Source organism: Moraxella sp. CTOTU49097, assembly GCF_032064105.1.
GTDB lineage: Bacteria > Pseudomonadota > Gammaproteobacteria > Pseudomonadales > Moraxellaceae > Faucicola > Faucicola osloensis_B.
Window position 1 is genome coordinate 1 of record NZ_DAMBOA010000018.1, and the last position, 19868, is coordinate 19868.

The window sequence follows — 19868 nt, forward strand, 5'->3', positions numbered from 1 at the left end:
GTTAACGTGTGGTTTAGTACGTTCAAACTTGGCCTTTGCCATAATTTAATCCTCTTTTGTTAATATTAACCCAATGTTCTAGGTCATTTAATTTATTATCAACGCTTATAGGTTATGAAAATTTGACCCATTAAATTTAACAGGTCAAATTAGCTAACTTATAATTTTAACAGTGTCGAATAGGGTGGAAGACTTTGACTGGTTTTAACAATCAAATTGTCCATCAAACTTATTCGTCATCATCTTTATGAGTGAATTTTTTGATGATTTCATCCGCAACGTTGCGTGGTGTCTCAGCGTATTTTGCAAACTCCATCGAGTAGGTTGCACGACCTTGAGACATTGAACGTAATTGGGTTGCATAACCAAACATCTCGGCTAGTGGTACTTCCGCACGGATTTGTTTAACGCCGCCAAACATATCATCCATACCTTGCACCATACCACGACGACGGTTTAAGTCACCCATGATATCACCCATGTAGTCTTCCGGTGTTTCAACTTCTACTTTCATGACTGGCTCAAGTAGCACAGGGTTTGCATTCATAAAGCCTTTACGGAAGGCCATAGAACCTGCCATTTTGAACGACAACTCATCTGAGTCAACGTCATGGTATGAACCATCATACAGTGTTGCTTTAATACCAACAACTGGGTAACCTGCAAGAACACCATTTTTCATACGTTCTTGAATACCTTTGTCTACCGCACCAAAGTACTCTTTTGGTACCACACCACCAACCACTTCTTCAGCAAATTCATATTCTTTGCCGTCAGCCGTATCAAGTGGCTCAAGACGTAACCATACGTGACCGAATTTACCACGACCACCAGTTTGGCGTACGAATTTACCTTCTTGCTCAACGGTGTTACGAATCGTTTCACGGTAAGCTACTTGTGGTGCACCCACGTTGGCTTCAACGCTAAACTCACGTTTCATACGGTCAACAAGAATTTCTAAGTGCAGCTCACCCATACCGCTGATGATAGTCTGACCAGATTCTTCATCGGTGTGAACACGGAATGAAGGGTCTTCTTTTGCCAAACGGTTAAGCGCGATTGACATTTTTTCTTGGTCAGCTTTGGTTTTTGGTTCCACTGCCAATGAAATAACAGGATCTGGGAATTCCATGCGCTCAAGCGTAATGATATTGTTTTCGTCACATAGCGTATCACCTGTGGTTACATCTTTTAGACCTACAAATGCAACGATGTCACCTGCGCGAACTTCATCCACTTCTTTTTGTGAGTTAGCGTGCATCTCAACAATACGACCGATACGCTCACGTTTCATTTTCACTGGGTTATAAACAGAGTCACCTTGTTTTGCCACACCTGAATACACACGGACGAAGGTTAAGTTACCCACATATTTGTCATTCATGATTTTGAACGCAAGACCAGCAAATGGTGCATCATCCGATGATTCACGAGTCGCTTCAGTTTCAGCTTTGTCATCTAACACACCTTTGATGGCATCAACGTCATTTGGTGCTGGTAAGAATTCGATAACCGCGTCAAGCATACGTTGTACGCCTTTGTTTTTAAACGCCGTACCACAAAGCATTGGTTGAATTTCGCCCGCAAGGGTGCGCGCACGTAAACCTGCTACGATATCTTCACGTGATAAATCACCTTCTTCAAGGTATTTATCCATCAACTCTTCTGAAGATTCAGCGGCTGCCTCAACCATGTTGTTACGCCATTCATCAACGATATCAACTAAGTCAGCAGGAATTTCTGCGTATTCAAATTTCATACCTTGAGAAGCGACATCCCAAATGATGGCTTTCATCTCTAGAAGGTCAACAACCCCTTCAAAGGTATCTTCTGCACCGATTGGCACAACCACAGGTACTGGGTTACCACCAAGACGTTGTTTTACTTGGTCAACAACGCGGAAGAAGTTTGCCCCTGTGCGGTCCATTTTATTTACGAACGCAAGACGCGGTACTTTATATTTGTTTGCTTGACGCCATACTGTTTCTGACTGAGGCTGTACACCACCAACCGCACAGTAAACCATACATGCACCGTCAAGTACACGCATTGAACGTTCTACTTCAATGGTGAAGTCAACGTGACCGGGGGTGTCAATGATGTTAATGCGGTGCTCTGGGAATTGATGACCCATACCAGACCAGAAACAAGTCGTTGCCGCTGAGGTAATAGTAATACCACGCTCTTGCTCTTGCTCCATCCAGTCCATGGTTGCAGCACCTTCATGCACTTCACCTAGCTTATGGTTTTTACCTGTATAAAACAAAATACGTTCAGTTGTTGTCGTTTTACCCGCATCAATATGTGCAGAGATACCGATATTACGGTAGCGATTTAAGGGTGTTGTACGTGCCATAGTTAATTCCTAAGGACTAAAGATTAAAATTATTCCATTATCAATAAACAGTTATGTCTTAAAATGAATAATAATTAGTTTTAACGTTTGATTGAAAGATCGACAACCAACTAGATAAAAGAAAGCCTTACTCTTGACATAAGTGCTGTATGATAAGAGCTTGCCATGACAAATGCATGACAAGCTTCTTTTTCAATATGAAATATTGGGCTGAATTTGCAAACTTCAAGTCACCCAATATCATCTATTTTATTATAAGCTAATTACTACCTAGGTGATAGCAATCAGTATCAATTAGAAACGATAGTGTGAGAACGCTTTGTTTGCGTCAGCCATACGGTGAACTTCGTCACGTTTTTTCAGTGCATTACCTTTGCCATCAGCCGCGTCTAGCAATTCACCTGCTAAGCGTAAAGCCATAGATTTTTCAGAACGTTTTGCAGCCGCATCAACTAACCAACGCATTGCTAATGCAGTACGACGGGAGGGACGTACTTCCATAGGAACTTGGTAGGTAGCACCACCCACACGGCGAGCTTTTACTTCCACCATTGGGCGAACTCTTTCTAACGTATCTTCAAAAAACTGTACAGGGTCAATGCCCGAATTTTTTTCTAAAACACGGTCTAAGGCACCGTATACGATTGATTCTGCAACTGACTTTTTACCGTCAACCATCACATGGTTGATGAATTTAGCAAGTGTTTTGCTACCAAATTTAGGATCTGGTAGGATTTCACGGGCAGCGATGACACGACGTCTAGGCATGATAATTTCCTTGTGTATTCAGGGTAGTCTGGTAGCTAAGCGGTTGCTTTTCACCAGCCTTACTGCATAGCGTTGTAAAACTATAATCAACTATGCAAACAATGTTAAAAAATGGGGTAAAAAACGGCTAAAATTATGCTTTAGGACGTTTTGCGCCGTATTTTGAGCGGCCTTGTTTACGATCTTTTACGCCGGCACAGTCAAGTGCGCCACGAACTGTATGGTAACGAACACCTGGTAAGTCTTTTACACGACCACCACGGATAAGTACAACACTGTGCTCTTGTAGGTTGTGACCTTCACCACCGATGTAGCTTGATACTTCAAAACCTGACGTCAAACGTACACGACATACTTTACGCATCGCTGAGTTTGGTTTTTTTGGTGTGGTAGTGTATACACGGGTACACACGCCACGGCGTTGTGGGCAAGCTTTTAATGCTGGCACTTTTGATTTTTCAGTAATGGTATTGCGACCTTTACGAATTAATTGATTTGTAGTTGCCATAAGGCACTCTCTCCCGTTTGTTGTCAAAAAATCTCTAAAAACCGCTAATAAGCTATTTTAGGACAGCGTATTATAGAGATTTTTGTTGGTTTTATCAACTAAAAAATTGCCCAGATGATGCAAATGGATAATGCAGATAGTGATTGTTAGAAAAATTTGAAAAAAGTGGGGGAGGGTAAATTATCAAACATCGTGCTTATCAAGCACACAAGGTATCAAAACACTATAACACCTTATAACAGACTAAAATAAAAAGGACCAAAACTAAAAGAACCAATGCGCTAACTCTAAAAACCTTATCGGTTAAAAGTCAGTGCATTGGTTCTAGCTCAGTTATTATTTATTGTTATTATTCAATGATTGCAAAAAATTCAAACTTTAATGACGGTGGTTTTAAGTAATTGTAATTTTAAATTTTTTATTTTTTTTAGATTAACAACGTAAGGTAATGACATTTTACTTTTATTTATTAGGGTTATTATCGTTAATCCGTTGTTAAATCTATTTTGCCGAATTTTAGTAGATTGGTCTTTTTACATTTGGTGAATAACGTTGGTATTGATGACTAAAAATGTGACGTTGCTGACGGGTTATGTAAAAGTTTGTGTAAAATGTCTTAAATTAACGAGCGTTATCGTAACTAGCCTTAAATTACTAAGCACGAGCTACAACCAATAAAAAAGGCAAAAGCCAAACAGCTAGCTTTTACCTTATTATATTAGTGCAAAATTATTTTTCAGTCATATGCGTCAACTTTGGCGCGGGCGCAAATACCGACATTGCAATTTCAATCACTTCATTGATAATAATATTGTTGTAAGTCGTACCCAAGCCAACCGCAGTGAGTGGAATGACTTTATGTAAAAAACCGAAATTAAACTGCTCAATGTTAATATTAAACTGCGTCGATAGTTCTTCTAGTTTGGTTAATATGCCCATCGCTGATTGGCTGTCTTCTTCGGCAAGTACTGCCGCTCTATATTCTTCAATCGACTGGTCGGTCATCGCTTCAAATATACCCAAGCCTGCGAGCAAAGTTTGCTTTTCTTGTAGTCTATTGAGATCTACTTTAGCTAGAATTTCATAAGCGATGGCGATACCTTGTTGTCCCGTTAACGGACGGTCATAAATTGCACTGATTTGGAAAATCGTCCGCAAACACACTGCCAATAACCACATTGTATCTACCAAAATACCGGGTAAACCCGCCAAGTTACTAAGTCCACCCAAGGTAGCTAAAGCACGGTTTTGATCGCCAATACTACGGGCTAGGGCTTGTCGTTCACTAGCAACCAAAGTGTCTTTAAAACGCGCATCACGCGCCAAATCAAAATTCGCCCAATTTTGCGACAGTTTACCGACTTGGGAAAAAACCGCATCCGTTGCTTTATCAAAACTTGCCTTAGGGATTAGTGAGGTCGCCATTTTGGTATAGCTGCCAAATGGGGTTTTACCGAGTAATTTTTTTGACAGTTTGGGAATATGCTCATGAAACGCGTTTTTATCATTTGATAAGGCTTGTTGAAGGCTATCAAAATCAATATCTGCTACGGGTTTGGTTTGTATGGTATCTTTTGCGCTCAGTTGTGCTAATTTGTGACCCAGCGCTTCAAACACACGGCGGCTAATAGAAGTAGAGACTGACATGAGAGTTATCCTTAATATTATGCTTTTTTATTGGAAAATAATGCTGTAGTAAAACAGCGTAAAGAAAGAGACCGCATTTTTCAACTTTAATGCGTAAAGAGACGTTACACAATGATATCTTTTATCGATTTGTTTGAGTGTTTCGCATATATCGAGTTTGGGTTAAGACAAGATAACTAACCATAATCGTGATCAATAGCTGTGGCGTAGGAAATATTTTGTAACATTTTTGGGGAAAAACTAGGCAGGTGAAATCCAGAGGGGTACAATAGCGTGATATTTATCATCAATTGATTAAACCAAAAGGAATGGTATATGCAGCGCGTTGTAATCACAGGGGCAGGACTTATCTCGTGTATTGGTAATGACTTAGCCACAGTCAGTGAATCGCTACAGCAAGGCAAATCGGGCTTGGTATTTAATCCAATTTATCAAGAAAAAGGCTTTAAAGCCTGTGTCTCAGGTAGTATTGATGACGATAACCTAGATACTTCGCATATCGATCGCAAACTTAAACGCTTTTTGTCAAAAGCCAGTTTATACGCCTATCTGAGTGCGCTACAAGCAATCGAGCAAGCAGGATTGTCATTAACAGATATTGCTCATAACACTAACATCGGCGTGGTAGCAGGCTCAGGTGGGGCATCGAGTGCCGATGTGGCGGCAGCGGTCGATGCAATGCGCGAAAAAGGCTTGCGCGGTGTCGGCGCCATGGCAGTGCCAAAAACCATGGCAAGTACGGTATCAGCCAGCGTTGCAACTGGGTTAAAGATTGGCGGGGTTAGCTACTCTATTGCATCAGCTTGCGCGACCTCAGCGCATTGTGTGGGTCATGCCATGGAGCTGATTCAATTGGGTAAACAAGACATCGTGATTGCAGGGGGCGGCGAGCAAGAAGATTGGACACAATCTTGTATGTTTGATGGTATGGGTGCGATGAGCACACAGTACAATGACAAGCCGCAACTCGCCAGTCGCCCTTACGATGCAGATCGAGACGGCTTTGTGATTGCAGGCGGTGGTGGTATGGTGGTGGTTGAGAGCCTAGACTCTGCGAAACAACGCGGCGCGACTATTTTGGCAGAGATTGTTGGCTATGGTGCAAGCTCTGATGGGGCGGATATGGTCGCACCCAGTGGGGTAGGTGCGGTCAACTGTATGAAACAAGCGCTTAAACAAGCAGGCTTAAACTCAGTTGACTATATTAATACTCATGGTACCAGTACGCCGATTGGGGATATCACCGAGCTTGAAGCGATTCGCCAAGTGTTTGGTGGTGATTTGCCACCCATTAGCTCAACCAAATCAATGACAGGTCATAGTTTGGGTGCGGTGGGCGTGCAAGAATTGATTTATTGTTTGTTGATGCTCAATCAAGGCTTTATTGCGCCCAATATCAATATCGAAAACTTGGATGAAAAAGCCACAGACTTTGATATTGTGCGTGAGAAACGGGATGCAAATCTTAACACGATTATGACCAATAGCTTTGGCTTTGGTGGTACCAATGCCAGTTTAATCATCAAAAAGTTTGTTGAATAAATACTGATGGACGGTCATAATTGATAAAAATAGGCGATGACAGTTACCCGATTGTCATCGCTTTTTTGACGCTACATATAATCATAAAGGTAAAGCATGTACCCAATGCCAAGTCTACAACATCTTGCGCCCTCTCAACTTATCACCCTGTTACAGCAGTTTAATACGACAAATAATCATGCAATCTATCCGCTTTGGCTCAATAACGAGGGTCAAAATGTTATTGGTTTATTGCCCAAAATAATATTTGAAATACATCCTCAAAATCAGCTTACCCAAAAGCAACGTCAAAATTGCTCATTCGATGATGTTGGGTACTGTGATACTGTGATTAACACTGGTGCTGATACTGCCACTACTAATAGAGCAGCTAAGGGTGTTGATATTGGCGAATTAACTGCTGCGCTTGAGGCTTATCAACAGCTATCATTTAAACAGTCTGCTAGCCAACATACGGCTAATGTAGGCTACCAAGATGGCTTGATGGGGTTTATTAGCTACGATTTATCAGCGCATCATTTAGCAAATGCAAACCATGTGCAAGCAAGCGCAACTCACGGGGAAGCCAGTTACTTAACGCCTCATCAGCCGCAGCTATTCTTGGGACATTATGATATTTATTTGACCTATCAACACCAAAGATGGCATTTACATACCACCACTGAGGAAGCCATGGCGCAAGCTGTCAATATCGAAAACTGGCTAAATGATTTAGTCAGTCACGCCAAGCTTCCTACACCAAAGCCGCTTAGCTTGTTACCTTTATGGCAAAAATCTGCCTATCACCAAGCTTTTTACAAAGTTCAAGACTATCTAACAGCAGGGGACTGTTACCAGATTAATCTTACTCAGTGCTGGCAAGGTGAGTTGTCCAATCAGCAGTTGGTCGATTATCTACCAATCTTGCATCAGTCCACCCAGGCGCCATTTGCAGGATATCTAGCACTCGGCAATTATGAGTTACTAAGCTGCTCGCCCGAATTGTTTTTTACCTTTGCCAACAATGCCCAAGGCGAAAATTGCATTATTACCAAACCGATAAAAGGCACGCGCCCACGCGGACAAAATATAGCCGCTGACCAAGCCAATAAAAATGAACTTGCCAGCAGCGAAAAAGACATCGCCGAAAATGTCATGATTGTCGATTTGCTGCGCAATGATTTGGGCAAATATGCCAAGACGGGAACGGTAAAAGTCCCAAAACTGTTTGATATCGAAAGTTTTAGCAATGTGCACCATATGGTGAGCACCATCACCGCCACACTCAAAGATGACATTAGCCCTTGGACGGTATTGTTTGAAAGTCTGCCCGCTGGCTCGATTACCGGTACACCCAAAAAGCGCGCGGTAGAAATCATCAATGAATTGGAAGCCAAACCGCGAGGGGCTTACTGTGGTACCATGGGGTATCTAAATTTTGATGGCACAGGGCAATGGAATGTGCTGATTCGGACGCTACAAGCTTTAGATAATAATGTCAGTCTGTGGGCAGGCGGCGGCATTACGATTGCGTCAGACTGTGATGCAGAATACCAAGAATGTTTTGATAAAGTAGGAAATTTATTAAAAATATTGCACCAGTAAAGTTACAACAACTTGCCATCAAGCGCGGTATTGAGTTCAGCTGCACTGATGGGCACGCTTTCGCCATCAAATGGATTAAACACTAGCTCAATATCATAAAAGGCGATATGGGTATCCACAATCGCCAATTTTTTGCAACCCAGTTGCTGGCTAAATGCCAATAAATCCGCTTGATGCGCGAAGCGATAAGTCACCACCTCGCCTGTTTCGATATTTTGGCATTTGATAAAAAACTGCATGCTAGGATCACTCACAGCGGTCAAACCAAGGTTGTTAAGGTATCTAGTAAGCGTTGATTTTGCTCGGCATTGCCAATGGTAATACGCAAATAACTGCTAATTTTTGGCTTGTTAAAATGACGAACAATCACCCCTTGCGCCCGCAGTTTTTCAAATACCTGTATAGTTTCTCCCATCGAAGCAGGTGGTTTGGCAAAAACAAAGTTGGCTTGTGAAGGCAAGACAGTAAAGCCTAATTGGGTCAAAGCTTGAGTGACATCATGGCGTAGTGCGATGACTTTTTGGTTGCAGGCAACAAAATAATCGTTATCTTGCAAGCTGGCAACTGCGCCTGCTTGGGCAAGGCGATCTAGGGGATAGCTGTTAAAACTATTTTTATACCGATTTAATGCCTCAATCAGTGAGTGATTGGCAAACGCCATGCCGACACGTAGCCCTGCTAATGAGCGAGACTTTGAAAAGGTTTGGGTCACCACTAAGTTATCATATTTGTTAATCAAACTGACCGCAGAGGCATTGGGTATGTCTGCAAAATCAATATACGCTTCATCAATCACAATGACCGCATTGCGATGTTCTTGTAGGAGTTTTTCGATATCTGCCAGCGGCAAAAGCACGCCAGTTGGCGCATTCGGGTTGGCAATAATAATGCCACTACACGGGCGGCGATAGTCATCGACATCAATGCTAAAATCGGCTTTGAGCGCAATGGTCACCAAATCCACATGGAAAGTGTCGGCATACACAGGATAAAAACTGTAACCAATATCAGGGGTTAATACCGAACGGTCTTTGACAAAAAAACAAGCAAAAATATGCGCCAAAACTTCATCAGAACCATTACCGACAAAAATTTGATTGGGGGCTACCTGATAAACTTGTGCCATTACCGCACGTAGTTCATCAGATTCTGGTGCGGGGTAGCGCTTTAAATGATCGGCTTGATTGAGCAAAACTTGTGCGATAGCTTCAGCGACTTTGGGGGAGGGTGGAAAAGGGTTTTCATTGGTATTAAGCTTACACAGATTGTCATGCTTGGGCTGTTCACCCGGTGTATAGGGCGTTAGGTTGCGAATCAAGGTGCTCCATAGTCGAGTGTTAATTTCGGGCGTTGCATCTGCGTTTGAAGTAAGCGTATCCACCATGACAAATCCTTACAAGATAATCAATGTGTTAAATCAATGTGGCCAGTCAATTTGCTAAGTCAATTTACCAAATTAAGTTACCAAACCAATGCGCCAAAGGCTGGCACAAACAATACATAGTAGCATAAATTGGTTAAAAATTTATCTACCGCAGCCCACTGATATCATAAAATTTGGGCTAACGGTTGAGCAAGACGGATAGACAGTGAATTTTTAGCCATTATGTGAATAAACCGTGCGCTGGCTTGACGAATATGTTAAAAGATAACCTTTTAACTCAAGCCCGTTAAACCAAGCCTATTAACTCAAGCCCATGAAAATAAGCTTATTAAATCACCCTTGATAATAAGTTACCTAGTTAAAACTTTGGAAGATGTATGAAATTCTCAGCGTCGCAATCGAGCGAGTCGAATATTCACCCTGCTGCTAACGCGTTTCAGATGCCGGTAGCGACTGCCCCTAGCAAGGCATTAATTATCACGGTAGTCATTGCCATTTTACTGCTCGCTATCAATATGCGCGCGCCCATTATTGGGTTTGGCGCGGTGGCAAAGTTGGTTCAGCAGGATTTGGGCTTAACGACTAAAACCATTGGTTTGATTGGTACGATTCCTGTCATGGCATTTGCATCGAGTTCGTTTGTTGCGCCTATGCTGTCACGGCGTATTGGCTTGGAAAACACCATGATTTTGGCAACCAGTTTGCTTGCCATCGGTATTTTTGTACGAGTGGCGCATCCGCAATTAGGGTTTTTGCTAGCGGGTACGGTGCTGTTATCGTTGGCGATTTCACTCGGTAATGTGTTAATCCCTGCCGTCATCAAAAAATACACCCCCAATCACATTGGGCTTGTGATGGGAAGCTATTCGATGTTTTTGTCAGTGTTTGCTGGCTTTGCGTCAGGCATTGCGATGTGGCTTGTCAGCTTGTCCAATTGGCAATTTGCACTGGGGGTATGGGGCTGGGTATCTGTGGCAGCAGTGGCGGCTTGGCTAATGGTCGCTCATTTGCGGTTACGGCAAAAAATTAGTACCCATGATGCTCAAGTCATTAATCAAGCGGTTGCCGAAGCAGCACAACCAAGCCGAAAATCGGTCTGGAAAATCCCGATGGCGTGGTGGATTAGTGCGTTTATGGGTTTGCAATCACTACTTTATTATACGCTCGCCAGTTTTTTACCGTCGTTACTCATTGATAAAGGGCTGAGCAAAGCGCAAGCAGGCAACGTGGGCATGGTGTTTCAATTGGTCGCTTTTCCTTCGATTTTACTGTTGACCAAATGGGTTTCTAGCCAGTGGAATTTACGCACGTTAGCCTTGCTTGCCGCAGTGGGAAACTTGGTGGGTGTGTTTGGTTTTGGGTTTTTGCCCCTGCAAGGCTGGGTATGGGTTTGGAGTATTGCATCAGGCTTTGGATGTGGGGTGATTTTCACCTTATGTATGATGGTTTTTACCTTAAAATCAAAGGATAGTCAACAAGCCGCTGAGCTGTCGGGGATGGCTCAAACCGTGGGTTATAGCATCGCGATAACCGGTCCCATTGTGACAGGGTGGCTTAAAGACTTGAGTCATACTTGGACGCTATCGATGGGGTTTTTAACGATTTTGATGGCGATTAATTGTGTGTTTAGTTGGTTGGCAACGCAAAACAAAGCGATTGAATAGCGAGGAAAAATTTAGCACAGCCTTGCGCGTTTTACCCGTTATTTTTATGTTAAAGGCTTGTGTATCTTTCAGCTAAATTGAGTAAAAAACCCTGTTTATTGTAAGCTTTTTATCTATACTGTGAGCGTCATTACCAATACAATTAACGGCAACCAACGGCAAATGCTGGTAATGCTCTATTTTATCTTTAACAACTATATAGCCAATCTTGGTAGCCAATCAGGCGATAACGTTGTCTAGTCAAGATTAGCCATCTTATAAAATTAGCCACAAAAAAATCATCAGAGGAAAATAATATGTCAAACGATAAACGTATTTCAGACGCAATGGAACAAGCGTTAAACAAGCAAATGATGGAAGAAGCCACACAAGCGCAGGCGTATATTGCGCTCGGTAGCTGGGCGGAAGTGAATAATTACCCAGGTATTGCAGATTTTTTCTACAAGCATTCCGCTGAAGAACGTAATCATATGTTCAAATTTTTAGCTTATATCAACGAGCGGGGTGGTGAAGCTAAAATTGAAGCGATTCCTGCACCGCGTGATAACCCTGTCAGTCTTGAAACCTGTATCGAAGACGTTTGGCAACATGAGTTAGAAAATTCAAAAAAAATCTATGCACTGGTGGACCAAGCCATGGCAGAGCGCGATTGGGCAACGTTTAATTTCTTACAATGGTTTGTCAAAGAACAAATCGAAGAAGAATCATTAATCAATAACCTACGTGATAAATTTGCCTTGGCATCAAAAGATAAGGCAGATAACCAAAGCTTCTATGAGTTGGATAAAGACATGGCATCAGCCTCGCAAGAAGGTGATTTACCACGGGAAAAATCGGTTGAATAATTTTGCCGGCATAAAAAAAGCTGAGAGTCAATCTCAGCTTTTTTTGTACTTCATTATTATTTAATTTCAGTTTTTACTTCAGTGGCAGCTTAGCTTTTTAAATTAGCTTTTTAAACTAGTTTTTTAAACTAATATCACTGGCATCCACTGGCAATTGATTGGGTTTTAATGCCACTGGCTGTGATACCAACGCCGCTTTAAACACTTCATCAATCGTTTCTACTGGCTGGATGATTAAGCCCTGTTTGACATTATCAGGAATATCAATCAAGTCACGCTCATTGGATTTTGGAATCAACACGTGTTTGATACCGCCACGATGCGCTGCAAGCAGTTTTTCCTTTAAGCCACCGATACGTAGCACTTTGCCACGCAAGGTAACTTCACCCGTCATGGCAATATCGGGGCGAATAGCAATACCTGTCATCGCAGAGGCTAACGCAAGCGTTAACGCAATACCGGCGGATGGACCGTCTTTGGGGGTCGCACCTTCTGGCATATGCACGTGGATATCTGTGCCTTTGAGCTTATCATAGCTGACGCCTAAGCTATCAGCACGGGCGCGAACTACCGTCATCGCCGCACGAATCGACTCTTTCATCACATCGCCTAGTGAACCTGTAAAACTTAGTTCACCTTTACCTTGCACCGCAACCGCTTCAATGGTCAACAGCTCACCACCGACTTGTGTCCAAGCCAAACCTGTGACACGGCCCACTTCAGGTTCTTGCTCCGCCAAGCCATAATCGAATTGGTATACACCCAAGTAATCAGCGACATTTGAACTATCGACCGTTAATTTGTGTGCCACGGTTTTATCTTCCGCTTTGTCTTTGCCCGCTGATTCAACATTTTGTTTCACCACTTTGCGGGCGATTTTGTTGATTTCACGTTCAAGGTTACGCACACCTGCTTCACGGGTATAACGCTGTACAATCGCTTTGAGTGCTTCATCGGTGATATCAATTTCACTGTCACTTAAGCCATTTTGCTGAATTGCTTTTGGTACTAAGTATTTATCCGCGATGCTGATTTTTTCATCTTCGGTATAACCTGGCAGACGAATCACTTCCATACGGTCAAGTAGGGCAGGCGGGATATCCATACTATTGGCAGTACAGATAAACATCACTTGTGATAAATCTAAATCCATATCCAAGTAGTGATCGTTAAAGCTATGATTTTGCGATGGATCTAACACTTCAAGTAGCGCTGAAGCAGGGTCACCACGAAAATCTTGCGCCATTTTATCGATTTCATCGAGTAAGAATAGCGGATTTTTCACGCCCACTTTTGACAGTGATTGTACGATTTTACCTGGCATAGCACCGATATAGGTACGACGGTGCCCACGAATTTCGGCTTCATCTCGCACGCCGCCTAATGCCATACGGATAAACTCACGACCTGTTGCACGGGCAATGGATTCACCTAAGGAAGTTTTACCCACCCCAGGCGGACCTACTAAGCAAAGAATCGGACCTTTTAAGGTATCCACGCGAGATTGCACTGCTAAGAACTCCAAGATGCGGTCTTTCACGTCTTGTAAGCCATAATGGTCAGTGTCAAGCACGTTATGGGCTTTATTGAGGTCGATTGAGACATCACTGGTTTTGTTCCAAGGGGTATCTAAAATCCACTCGACATAGTTACGCACGACCGATGATTCAGAAGAGGCAGCTGGCATGGTTTTGAGTTTACGAAACTCATTTTCTGCTTTTTTACGCACCGCTTCTGGCAAATCAGCTTCCGCTAAACGTTTTTCTAGCTCAGCAATATCGTCATCTTCATAATTTTCACCGCGTTCTTCATGAAGGTCAGAAAGCTCAGATTTTATCGCTTTCATTTTTTCATTTAAGAAATACTCGCGCTGATTGTTTTCCATCTGGCGACGGACCGCTTCTTGTAATTCTTGCTCGATATTATGCTCGGCACTTTGCTGAATCAAATAGTCTGACAACGCTTTGATATGCGCAGTCAAATCATCGACTTCCAAAAAGTTTTGTTTAATCGATAAATTGAGTGAGACACGCGTCGCAATGAAATATACCAACTCTTCAAGCGAGTTGATGCGCTCAGCCACACGAATCAACTCGCGTGAGTTACGTAGGCGATTTTCCGCATATTTACTAAACAAAGCAACTAACGCTTCTTTGTGCGATTTTTGCGTTTTAGCCGTCATATCCACGGTAATGGGCGCTTTTTCAAAATCGGCCAGTAATACCGCTTCTTCCTCATCGGTGTCTTGAATGTCGACCAATTTGGCACGGTACAGACCTTCAATCAGCACTTTGATGCAATTTTCGTCATTTTCATGTGGCATGGTATTGACGACACGGCAAACCGTCCCATATTCAAATAGATTACTGGCATCAATATCTTCAGATAGTGAGTCTTTTTGTGCCACCACCAATACTTTATTGTCAAATTCGTTTTGCGCAAGCTCGACTGCTTTGACTGAGGGTGCACGACCCACAAATAAAGCAATTTGCATTTGTGGATACACCACAACGTCACGTAAAGCTAACAATGGTAGCGTCGTGAATTCTTGCGATTCAGATGATTCTAGATTTGTCATTAAAACATCATCTTGCATATACTATGTCCCCTTAAATAACACAACAAGCAACTGACCATTTGTGAGCAAATGATGGCTTGCTGATAGACTTAAAAATATAAATGGCGTCAATGCAAAAAATTGCAAGGCTGGTCACACAAAGGGGGAAAAAACGATCAGCCAAGGGCAATGAAATGGTAAAAAAATGCTAAAAATAATCACCGCAATCGTGCACTAAGCCTAATGTCGCTGTGATATTGATGTATCCTTGTCTAATTTTTTTAGGCTAGTTGATACGTCTTTAATTTATGTCTGTCTAGTTTAGGCTTGTCTAAAAGTCGTCCAAGTCTTCAGAATTCACTCGGGTAAAGGCATCAGCTTGGGTTAAAAGTTGCGTTAATCTATCGGGATTCATGACACTGGCAATTTCTGCATCGCTTAATTCATTAAGATTTTCAGTTAATTTGGCATTATTAGTTGGTGAATCTGAAGCGGTAGTTGGAATGCTGTCATTGTTTTTTTTATCGTTCATCTAATTATTATCCATTCATTCTTTAGACACCAAATAGCGTCGGAATATCCATAGTTTACTAGGCGTGATAAGGGCATCAAGCGTGATATCCCAAGGATTAGTAGTTAGTTTTTCAACCAATTGAAAATCATAAGCCCAGCCAATTTTAAGCGGTTTGTTTTTAGCCTTGGCTAAGGTGCGGTCATAGTAACCGCCACCCATCCCCATACGATTGCCAATTTTATCCGCTGCCACTAGCGGCATAAACAATACATCAAGCGCCGCTACGTTAAGCATTTTTCCTTTCTCAGGTTGGCGCATACCCAGTGGATGTTTGGGTAGGCGAGATTGTCGCCAAGTTTTTTGGCTAAATTGGATAAATACAAGCGGCTGATGCTTGCCAGTGACGACAGGTAAATAAATACGATAACCGCGCTGTCTCGCCCAATCCATCAGCGGTTGGGTAGGCATTTCTCCAAAGGCATCTGCAAAAATCCCGATCTTGACGTTTTTGCCAGTTAAAGCAGGATGTTGTAGTCGGTTTAAACTTCGTCGTGCTTGATAAGCCACACGATTACGGTGGCGCTTGGATAAGCGTAGACGTTGTTGACGTAACTGTTTACGCAAGTGATGAGCATTCATAGATTCATAGCAATGATGGAATGGTTATAGATTATAGTTAAGCCATTGATAATAAAGCATGATAATAAATCAAAATCAAACAAAAGCCAAATGGCTGATTTGGCTGATTAGGTTTAGTTGCTTAGCTATTTATTCACTTATTTATTTGCTTAGACACCCAAACATCCTACCGTTATCGTATAACCCATAACAAGTGTTCACTAACTATTATTACCTATTATGCCATGCCCTTTGAAATCTTTGAAAAATAAAGTATTTTTGCCGTCTGTAACACTGGATTTTAGTAGCCCTACAGACTCAAACTTAACCAGCAGCGCCTGTAAAAGATGATATGATTGCTGATAATGAGGATGACGGTTTATGTATACGTCTTTAAATTTTTATCTCAAGTCCAATTACCAAAGTTTGGCTTGTAAGTTAGCTGGTTTGTAGTTTATGTTGCATTTTTTTAAATTGCTGTGTTAATAACTTAGGAAAAATTAATGGATGCACTCAGTATGTTGCTTGAAGATATACATTTGTATCAAACTCAGTATCATTATATACACGCCACTGGGGAGTGGTCGTTTGAGTTAGATAAAAAAGATTGTATCGTGTTTTATTTGATTACCACAGGTGGGATTAGTATTAAGGTCGATGATGTGTATCGCAATGCACACGCGCGCGATGTGGTCATGGTGCCAGGCGGCAAGAAACACCTGATTTGTGGTGTAGGGCAATCGGATATCCCATCAATTGACATTGCCCCGTTATTAAGCAATCAGGCTGTTGAAACTATCCACTTGGGTAAACCTGCGATTTCTAGCCAAGGTGATGAGCCAGCGCAAACAACCGAAATGGTCGCGATTGTGTGCCATTACGATCGAGAGATTACGCGCCCCTTATTAAGCGCTTTACCAAAAATTTTGCCAGAAAGCGAATCAAATGATGAGCAAAAAATGATTATGCTTGATTTGGGTATCAAATTTTTGGCATTAGAGTCTGAGCAGAACCGACTTGGCAAAATGACCATTATCAATCGTATCGCCAGTATTTTGATGATTGAGTGTGTACGCAATTATATTGAGGATTTGCCCGAAGCGACAGATAATTGGCTAAAAGCTGTGAAAGATCCTTACCTTGCCAAGGCGTTAGCAGTCATGCATGATCGACCCGAGACCAATTGGACCATTCATAAGTTAGCTGAAGTCGCCGGGATGTCACGCAGTAGTTTTGCCGAGCATTTTCGTGAGGTGGTGGGGGTGCCGCCGTTAACTTATTTAACCGACTATCGACTTCGTCTTGCCGCGCGGTATTTGCGGCTACAAGAAAATAGCATCAGCCGTATCAGTGAGTTAGTGGGTTATGCCTCCGATAGTACCTTTAGCCAAGCATTCAAACGCGTCTATAAAATGTCACCAAGAAAATACCGCCAATCGTTTCGAACCGATGGTGTGCATTTTGCTGACAGCTTGGGCGAGGCATAAGTCGGTAGTGGACAACCCTGATTAACCACAAAAAATCAGGTTGCTGCGGTTTTGTGGTTATCGTCATTTTTATAGCAAGCTTTATGTCTTAGAGCGAATTTTATCGCAACCAAGAATGACCAGTCTATTTTCATAGCAATATCTGTTAGGTTATGTCCACAGGGGTATGATATAGTGGCAAGCACTGTCCCATATTTTATCAGCTGCGATTGCCAACATGGAAACTTCAACTACCAAAGGTCAACCTGTCGAAGCACATGGCTTGCACATCAAGCCCAATCCAGAAGACACTGCGATGGACCATCGTGGTGTCAACCCAATGGATATTACCAGCCAATATACGGCCGTATTTCATGCACAAGAAAACGCAGTGACCGAGTATTTTGAGCACTCCCAACCCCATCAACTGCTATTTTATATTTCCAGTAAAAAAGCCCAGTTTATTGAAACTAAAAAACTGCAAATCGCCAAATATTTAAATATGCGTGATAATGTTGGGCTGATGCAACTGCAGCATTTATTCAATAATTTACATATCGTCGATGATTTGGTGATGTCGATTAGCCATCATTTACCGCCGCAGCGACCGATTGGTTGGCAGCTTGTCAGCCAAAACAAAAATTTAATGAACCTACCAACCGTAGGCTTGATAACATCATCCGCTGAATTTCGCGGTCTTGAGCATAGTTTGGCGGCGACCGTGATTGAGTTTTTGGGCGTGGCATGCTATCACAACGACCGGGGTTATTTTGTCGGGCATATTTTAGGTTATCTATTTAGTTGTTATTATTTTGCCCATCTCGGTGTCAACTATTCAGTCACCCCATTAAAAGAGGCGGCGATTCCCAATTACCCTTACCAAGTCATCAATGTGGCAGAATTGGTGAGACTATTGCAATCACTCGATGAGTCGCTCAAAGCGCAAGTTTATCAATTAGCCATCTATTGTGCGCAAATCAGTGAATACGCCGTTGATAAACGAATCGAGAAAATGCTGATTACTGAGGTTAATAGCTTTAACAAACAAGACTTGCGCGATGAGCTATCGGTATTGGTACAATATGATTCCAATGAAAACGAGTCTTTATTTCAGCCGATTAAGCCTTTAAAATAACGCTAATCTTACCCGTTGGGAACTCACATGCCCGCATTTCAGTACAAAGCCATGGATACCCAAGGCAAGTCACACCAAGGTATTCTTGAAGCCGATTCTGCTAGGCTAATCCGCCAACAACTGCGTGATAAAAATTTACTGCCTGTCGAAGTCTCACCTGTACAAAAAACCGATGTCAGTCGCAACCGATTGTGGCAAAAAGGGGTGGGTGAGTATGATTTGGCATTAATCACCCGCCAATTGTCGGTGTTGTTGGCAGCGTCGATACCGATTGAACAAGCGTTGCAAGCGATTGCCAAACAAAGCGAAAAACCGCATGTCAAAGCGTTGATGCATGGCGTGCGTGCCAAAGTATTGGAAGGCTATAGCCTAGCGAGCGCGCTACAAGACTCGGGTAATTTTCCAGCGATTTATATCGCCACCATTGCCGCAGGTGAGCGCTCAGGGCATTTGGATTTGATTTTAAACCAGTTAGCCGATTACACCGAAAATCGCTTTGCCATGCAAAAAAAAGTACAAGGCGCGATGGTGTATCCGATAATTTTGCTAATTATGGCGGTGGCAGTGGTGGTGGGCTTGATGAGCTTTGTCGTGCCAAAAATTGTCAAAGTGTTTGAACAATCCGAGCAAGCGCTGCCATGGATCACCCAAGTAGTGTTGGCATTGTCTAATCTCTTAACCCAATGGTGGTGGCTGATATTAGGCGGGCTAATCGGTACGGTTTTTTTATTTGTGAAGTTTATTAAAACGGCGGCAGGCAAAGCCACTTTTGACCAATTTGTCTTGCGGTTGCCGGTGTTTGGCAGATTATCGCGAAATCTGAACGCCTCACGTTTTGCCAGTACGTTAGCGATTTTGGTACGCTCAGGGGTGCCGTTGGTGGAAGCACTGGCCATCGGCGCGGCAGTCACCACCAATACCCATATCAAACATACCATCGCGCGCGCCACAGAAAAAGTCACCGAAGGCGCGAGCCTATCAAGCCAGCTTGAGCGCAGTAATTATTTTCCGCCGATGATGGTACAAATGATTAAAAGTGGCGAGAATTCAGGCGAGCTTGATGACATGCTGACGCGTGCAGCAGCGATGCAGCAAAATGAAGCCACCAATATGATTAGCACGCTATTGTCACTACTTGAGCCGCTGATGTTGGTGCTGATGGGCGTGATAGTCATGACCATTGTGATGGCAGTGATGCTACCGATTATTAATATGAATGATTTGGCAGGCTAAACCCTAAAACCGCCAAATAATTAATCGCCAAATAATTAATGGCTAAA

The 19868-nt window shown here is 42.6% G+C and carries 16 protein-coding genes; 7 read left to right on the forward strand and 9 right to left on the reverse strand.

Translation table 11 applies throughout. The features are described 5' to 3' along the window. Window positions 1–229: 229 nt before the first annotated feature. From fusA to RT064_RS09135, 4 genes are all read right to left on the reverse strand, one after another. A complete protein-coding gene (gene fusA, locus RT064_RS09120; protein ID WP_313062983.1) occupies window positions 230–2356 on the reverse strand; it encodes an elongation factor G in 2127 nt (708 codons plus the stop codon). 294 nt (window positions 2357–2650) lie between these two features. Continuing rightward, window positions 2651–3124 carry a 30S ribosomal protein S7 gene (rpsG, locus tag RT064_RS09125; protein WP_050325821.1) on the reverse strand — a complete coding sequence of 158 codons (474 nt, stop codon included), beginning with the start codon at window positions 3122–3124 and terminating at the stop codon, window positions 2651–2653. Window positions 3125–3257: 133 nt separating this feature from the next. Next, entirely contained in the window at window positions 3258–3632 is a 375-nt protein-coding gene (gene rpsL, locus RT064_RS09130) for a 30S ribosomal protein S12 (protein ID WP_007116468.1), read from the reverse strand. Between the two features lie 729 nt (window positions 3633–4361). Then, window positions 4362–5279 carry an EcsC family protein gene (locus RT064_RS09135; protein WP_313062984.1) on the reverse strand — a complete coding sequence of 306 codons (918 nt, stop codon included), beginning with the start codon at window positions 5277–5279 and terminating at the stop codon, window positions 4362–4364. 315 nt (window positions 5280–5594) lie between these two features. Here RT064_RS09135 and RT064_RS09140 point away from each other — a divergent pair, with 315 nt between their 5' ends. Further along, on the forward strand, window positions 5595–6821 hold the full coding sequence (locus tag RT064_RS09140) for a beta-ketoacyl synthase N-terminal-like domain-containing protein (protein ID WP_313062985.1): 1227 nt from the start codon (window positions 5595–5597) through the stop codon (window positions 6819–6821). Window positions 6822–6917: 96 nt separating this feature from the next. Beyond that, on the forward strand, window positions 6918–8405 hold the full coding sequence (locus RT064_RS09145; protein WP_313062986.1) for an anthranilate synthase component I family protein: 1488 nt from the start codon (window positions 6918–6920) through the stop codon (window positions 8403–8405). Between the two features lie 2 nt (window positions 8406–8407). Here the strand turns inward: RT064_RS09145 and RT064_RS09150 are convergent, their stop codons facing one another. Next, entirely contained in the window at window positions 8408–8644 is a 237-nt protein-coding gene (locus RT064_RS09150) for a hypothetical protein (RefSeq protein ID WP_313062987.1), read from the reverse strand. Window positions 8645–8664: 20 nt separating this feature from the next. After that, on the reverse strand, window positions 8665–9789 hold the full coding sequence (gene hisC, locus RT064_RS09155; protein WP_313062988.1) for a histidinol-phosphate transaminase: 1125 nt from the start codon (window positions 9787–9789) through the stop codon (window positions 8665–8667). Between the two features lie 377 nt (window positions 9790–10166). Between hisC and RT064_RS09160 the strand changes: the two genes are divergently transcribed. Continuing rightward, on the forward strand, window positions 10167–11453 hold the full coding sequence (locus RT064_RS09160) for an MFS transporter (protein WP_313062990.1): 1287 nt from the start codon (window positions 10167–10169) through the stop codon (window positions 11451–11453). A 296-nt stretch (window positions 11454–11749) separates the two neighbouring features. After that, on the forward strand, window positions 11750–12298 hold the full coding sequence (locus tag RT064_RS09165; RefSeq protein ID WP_099834294.1) for a ferritin: 549 nt from the start codon (window positions 11750–11752) through the stop codon (window positions 12296–12298). 115 nt (window positions 12299–12413) lie between these two features. Here the strand turns inward: RT064_RS09165 and lon are convergent, their stop codons facing one another. The 3 genes from lon to RT064_RS09180 all read right to left on the reverse strand — a co-directional run bounded on the left by lon (window position 12414) and on the right by RT064_RS09180 (window position 16008). After that, window positions 12414–14894 (reverse strand): endopeptidase La, encoded by a 2481-nt coding sequence (gene lon, locus RT064_RS09170; RefSeq protein WP_313062992.1) that lies wholly within the window; start codon window positions 14892–14894, stop codon window positions 12414–12416. Between the two features lie 292 nt (window positions 14895–15186). After that, window positions 15187–15387: a hypothetical protein gene (locus tag RT064_RS09175; RefSeq protein WP_313062993.1), complete on the reverse strand. Its 201-nt coding sequence runs from the start codon at window positions 15385–15387 to the stop codon at window positions 15187–15189. Window positions 15388–15402: 15 nt separating this feature from the next. Continuing rightward, window positions 15403–16008, reverse strand: coding sequence for a 5-formyltetrahydrofolate cyclo-ligase (locus RT064_RS09180; RefSeq protein WP_313062994.1), 606 nt, complete (start codon window positions 16006–16008; stop codon window positions 15403–15405). A gap of 482 nt (window positions 16009–16490) precedes the next feature. Between RT064_RS09180 and RT064_RS09185 the strand changes: the two genes are divergently transcribed. The 3 genes from RT064_RS09185 (at window position 16491) to gspF (ending at window position 19821) form a co-directional block, all read left to right on the forward strand. Beyond that, window positions 16491–17474, forward strand: a complete 984-nt coding sequence (locus RT064_RS09185) for an AraC family transcriptional regulator (protein ID WP_313062996.1) — start codon at window positions 16491–16493, stop codon at window positions 17472–17474. Window positions 17475–17691: 217 nt separating this feature from the next. Continuing rightward, window positions 17692–18588, forward strand: a complete 897-nt coding sequence (locus tag RT064_RS09190; RefSeq protein WP_313062997.1) for a hypothetical protein — start codon at window positions 17692–17694, stop codon at window positions 18586–18588. A gap of 27 nt (window positions 18589–18615) precedes the next feature. Continuing rightward, window positions 18616–19821, forward strand: a complete 1206-nt coding sequence (gene gspF / locus RT064_RS09195; protein ID WP_313062998.1) for a type II secretion system inner membrane protein GspF — start codon at window positions 18616–18618, stop codon at window positions 19819–19821. The last annotated feature ends 47 nt before the right edge of the window (window positions 19822–19868 follow it).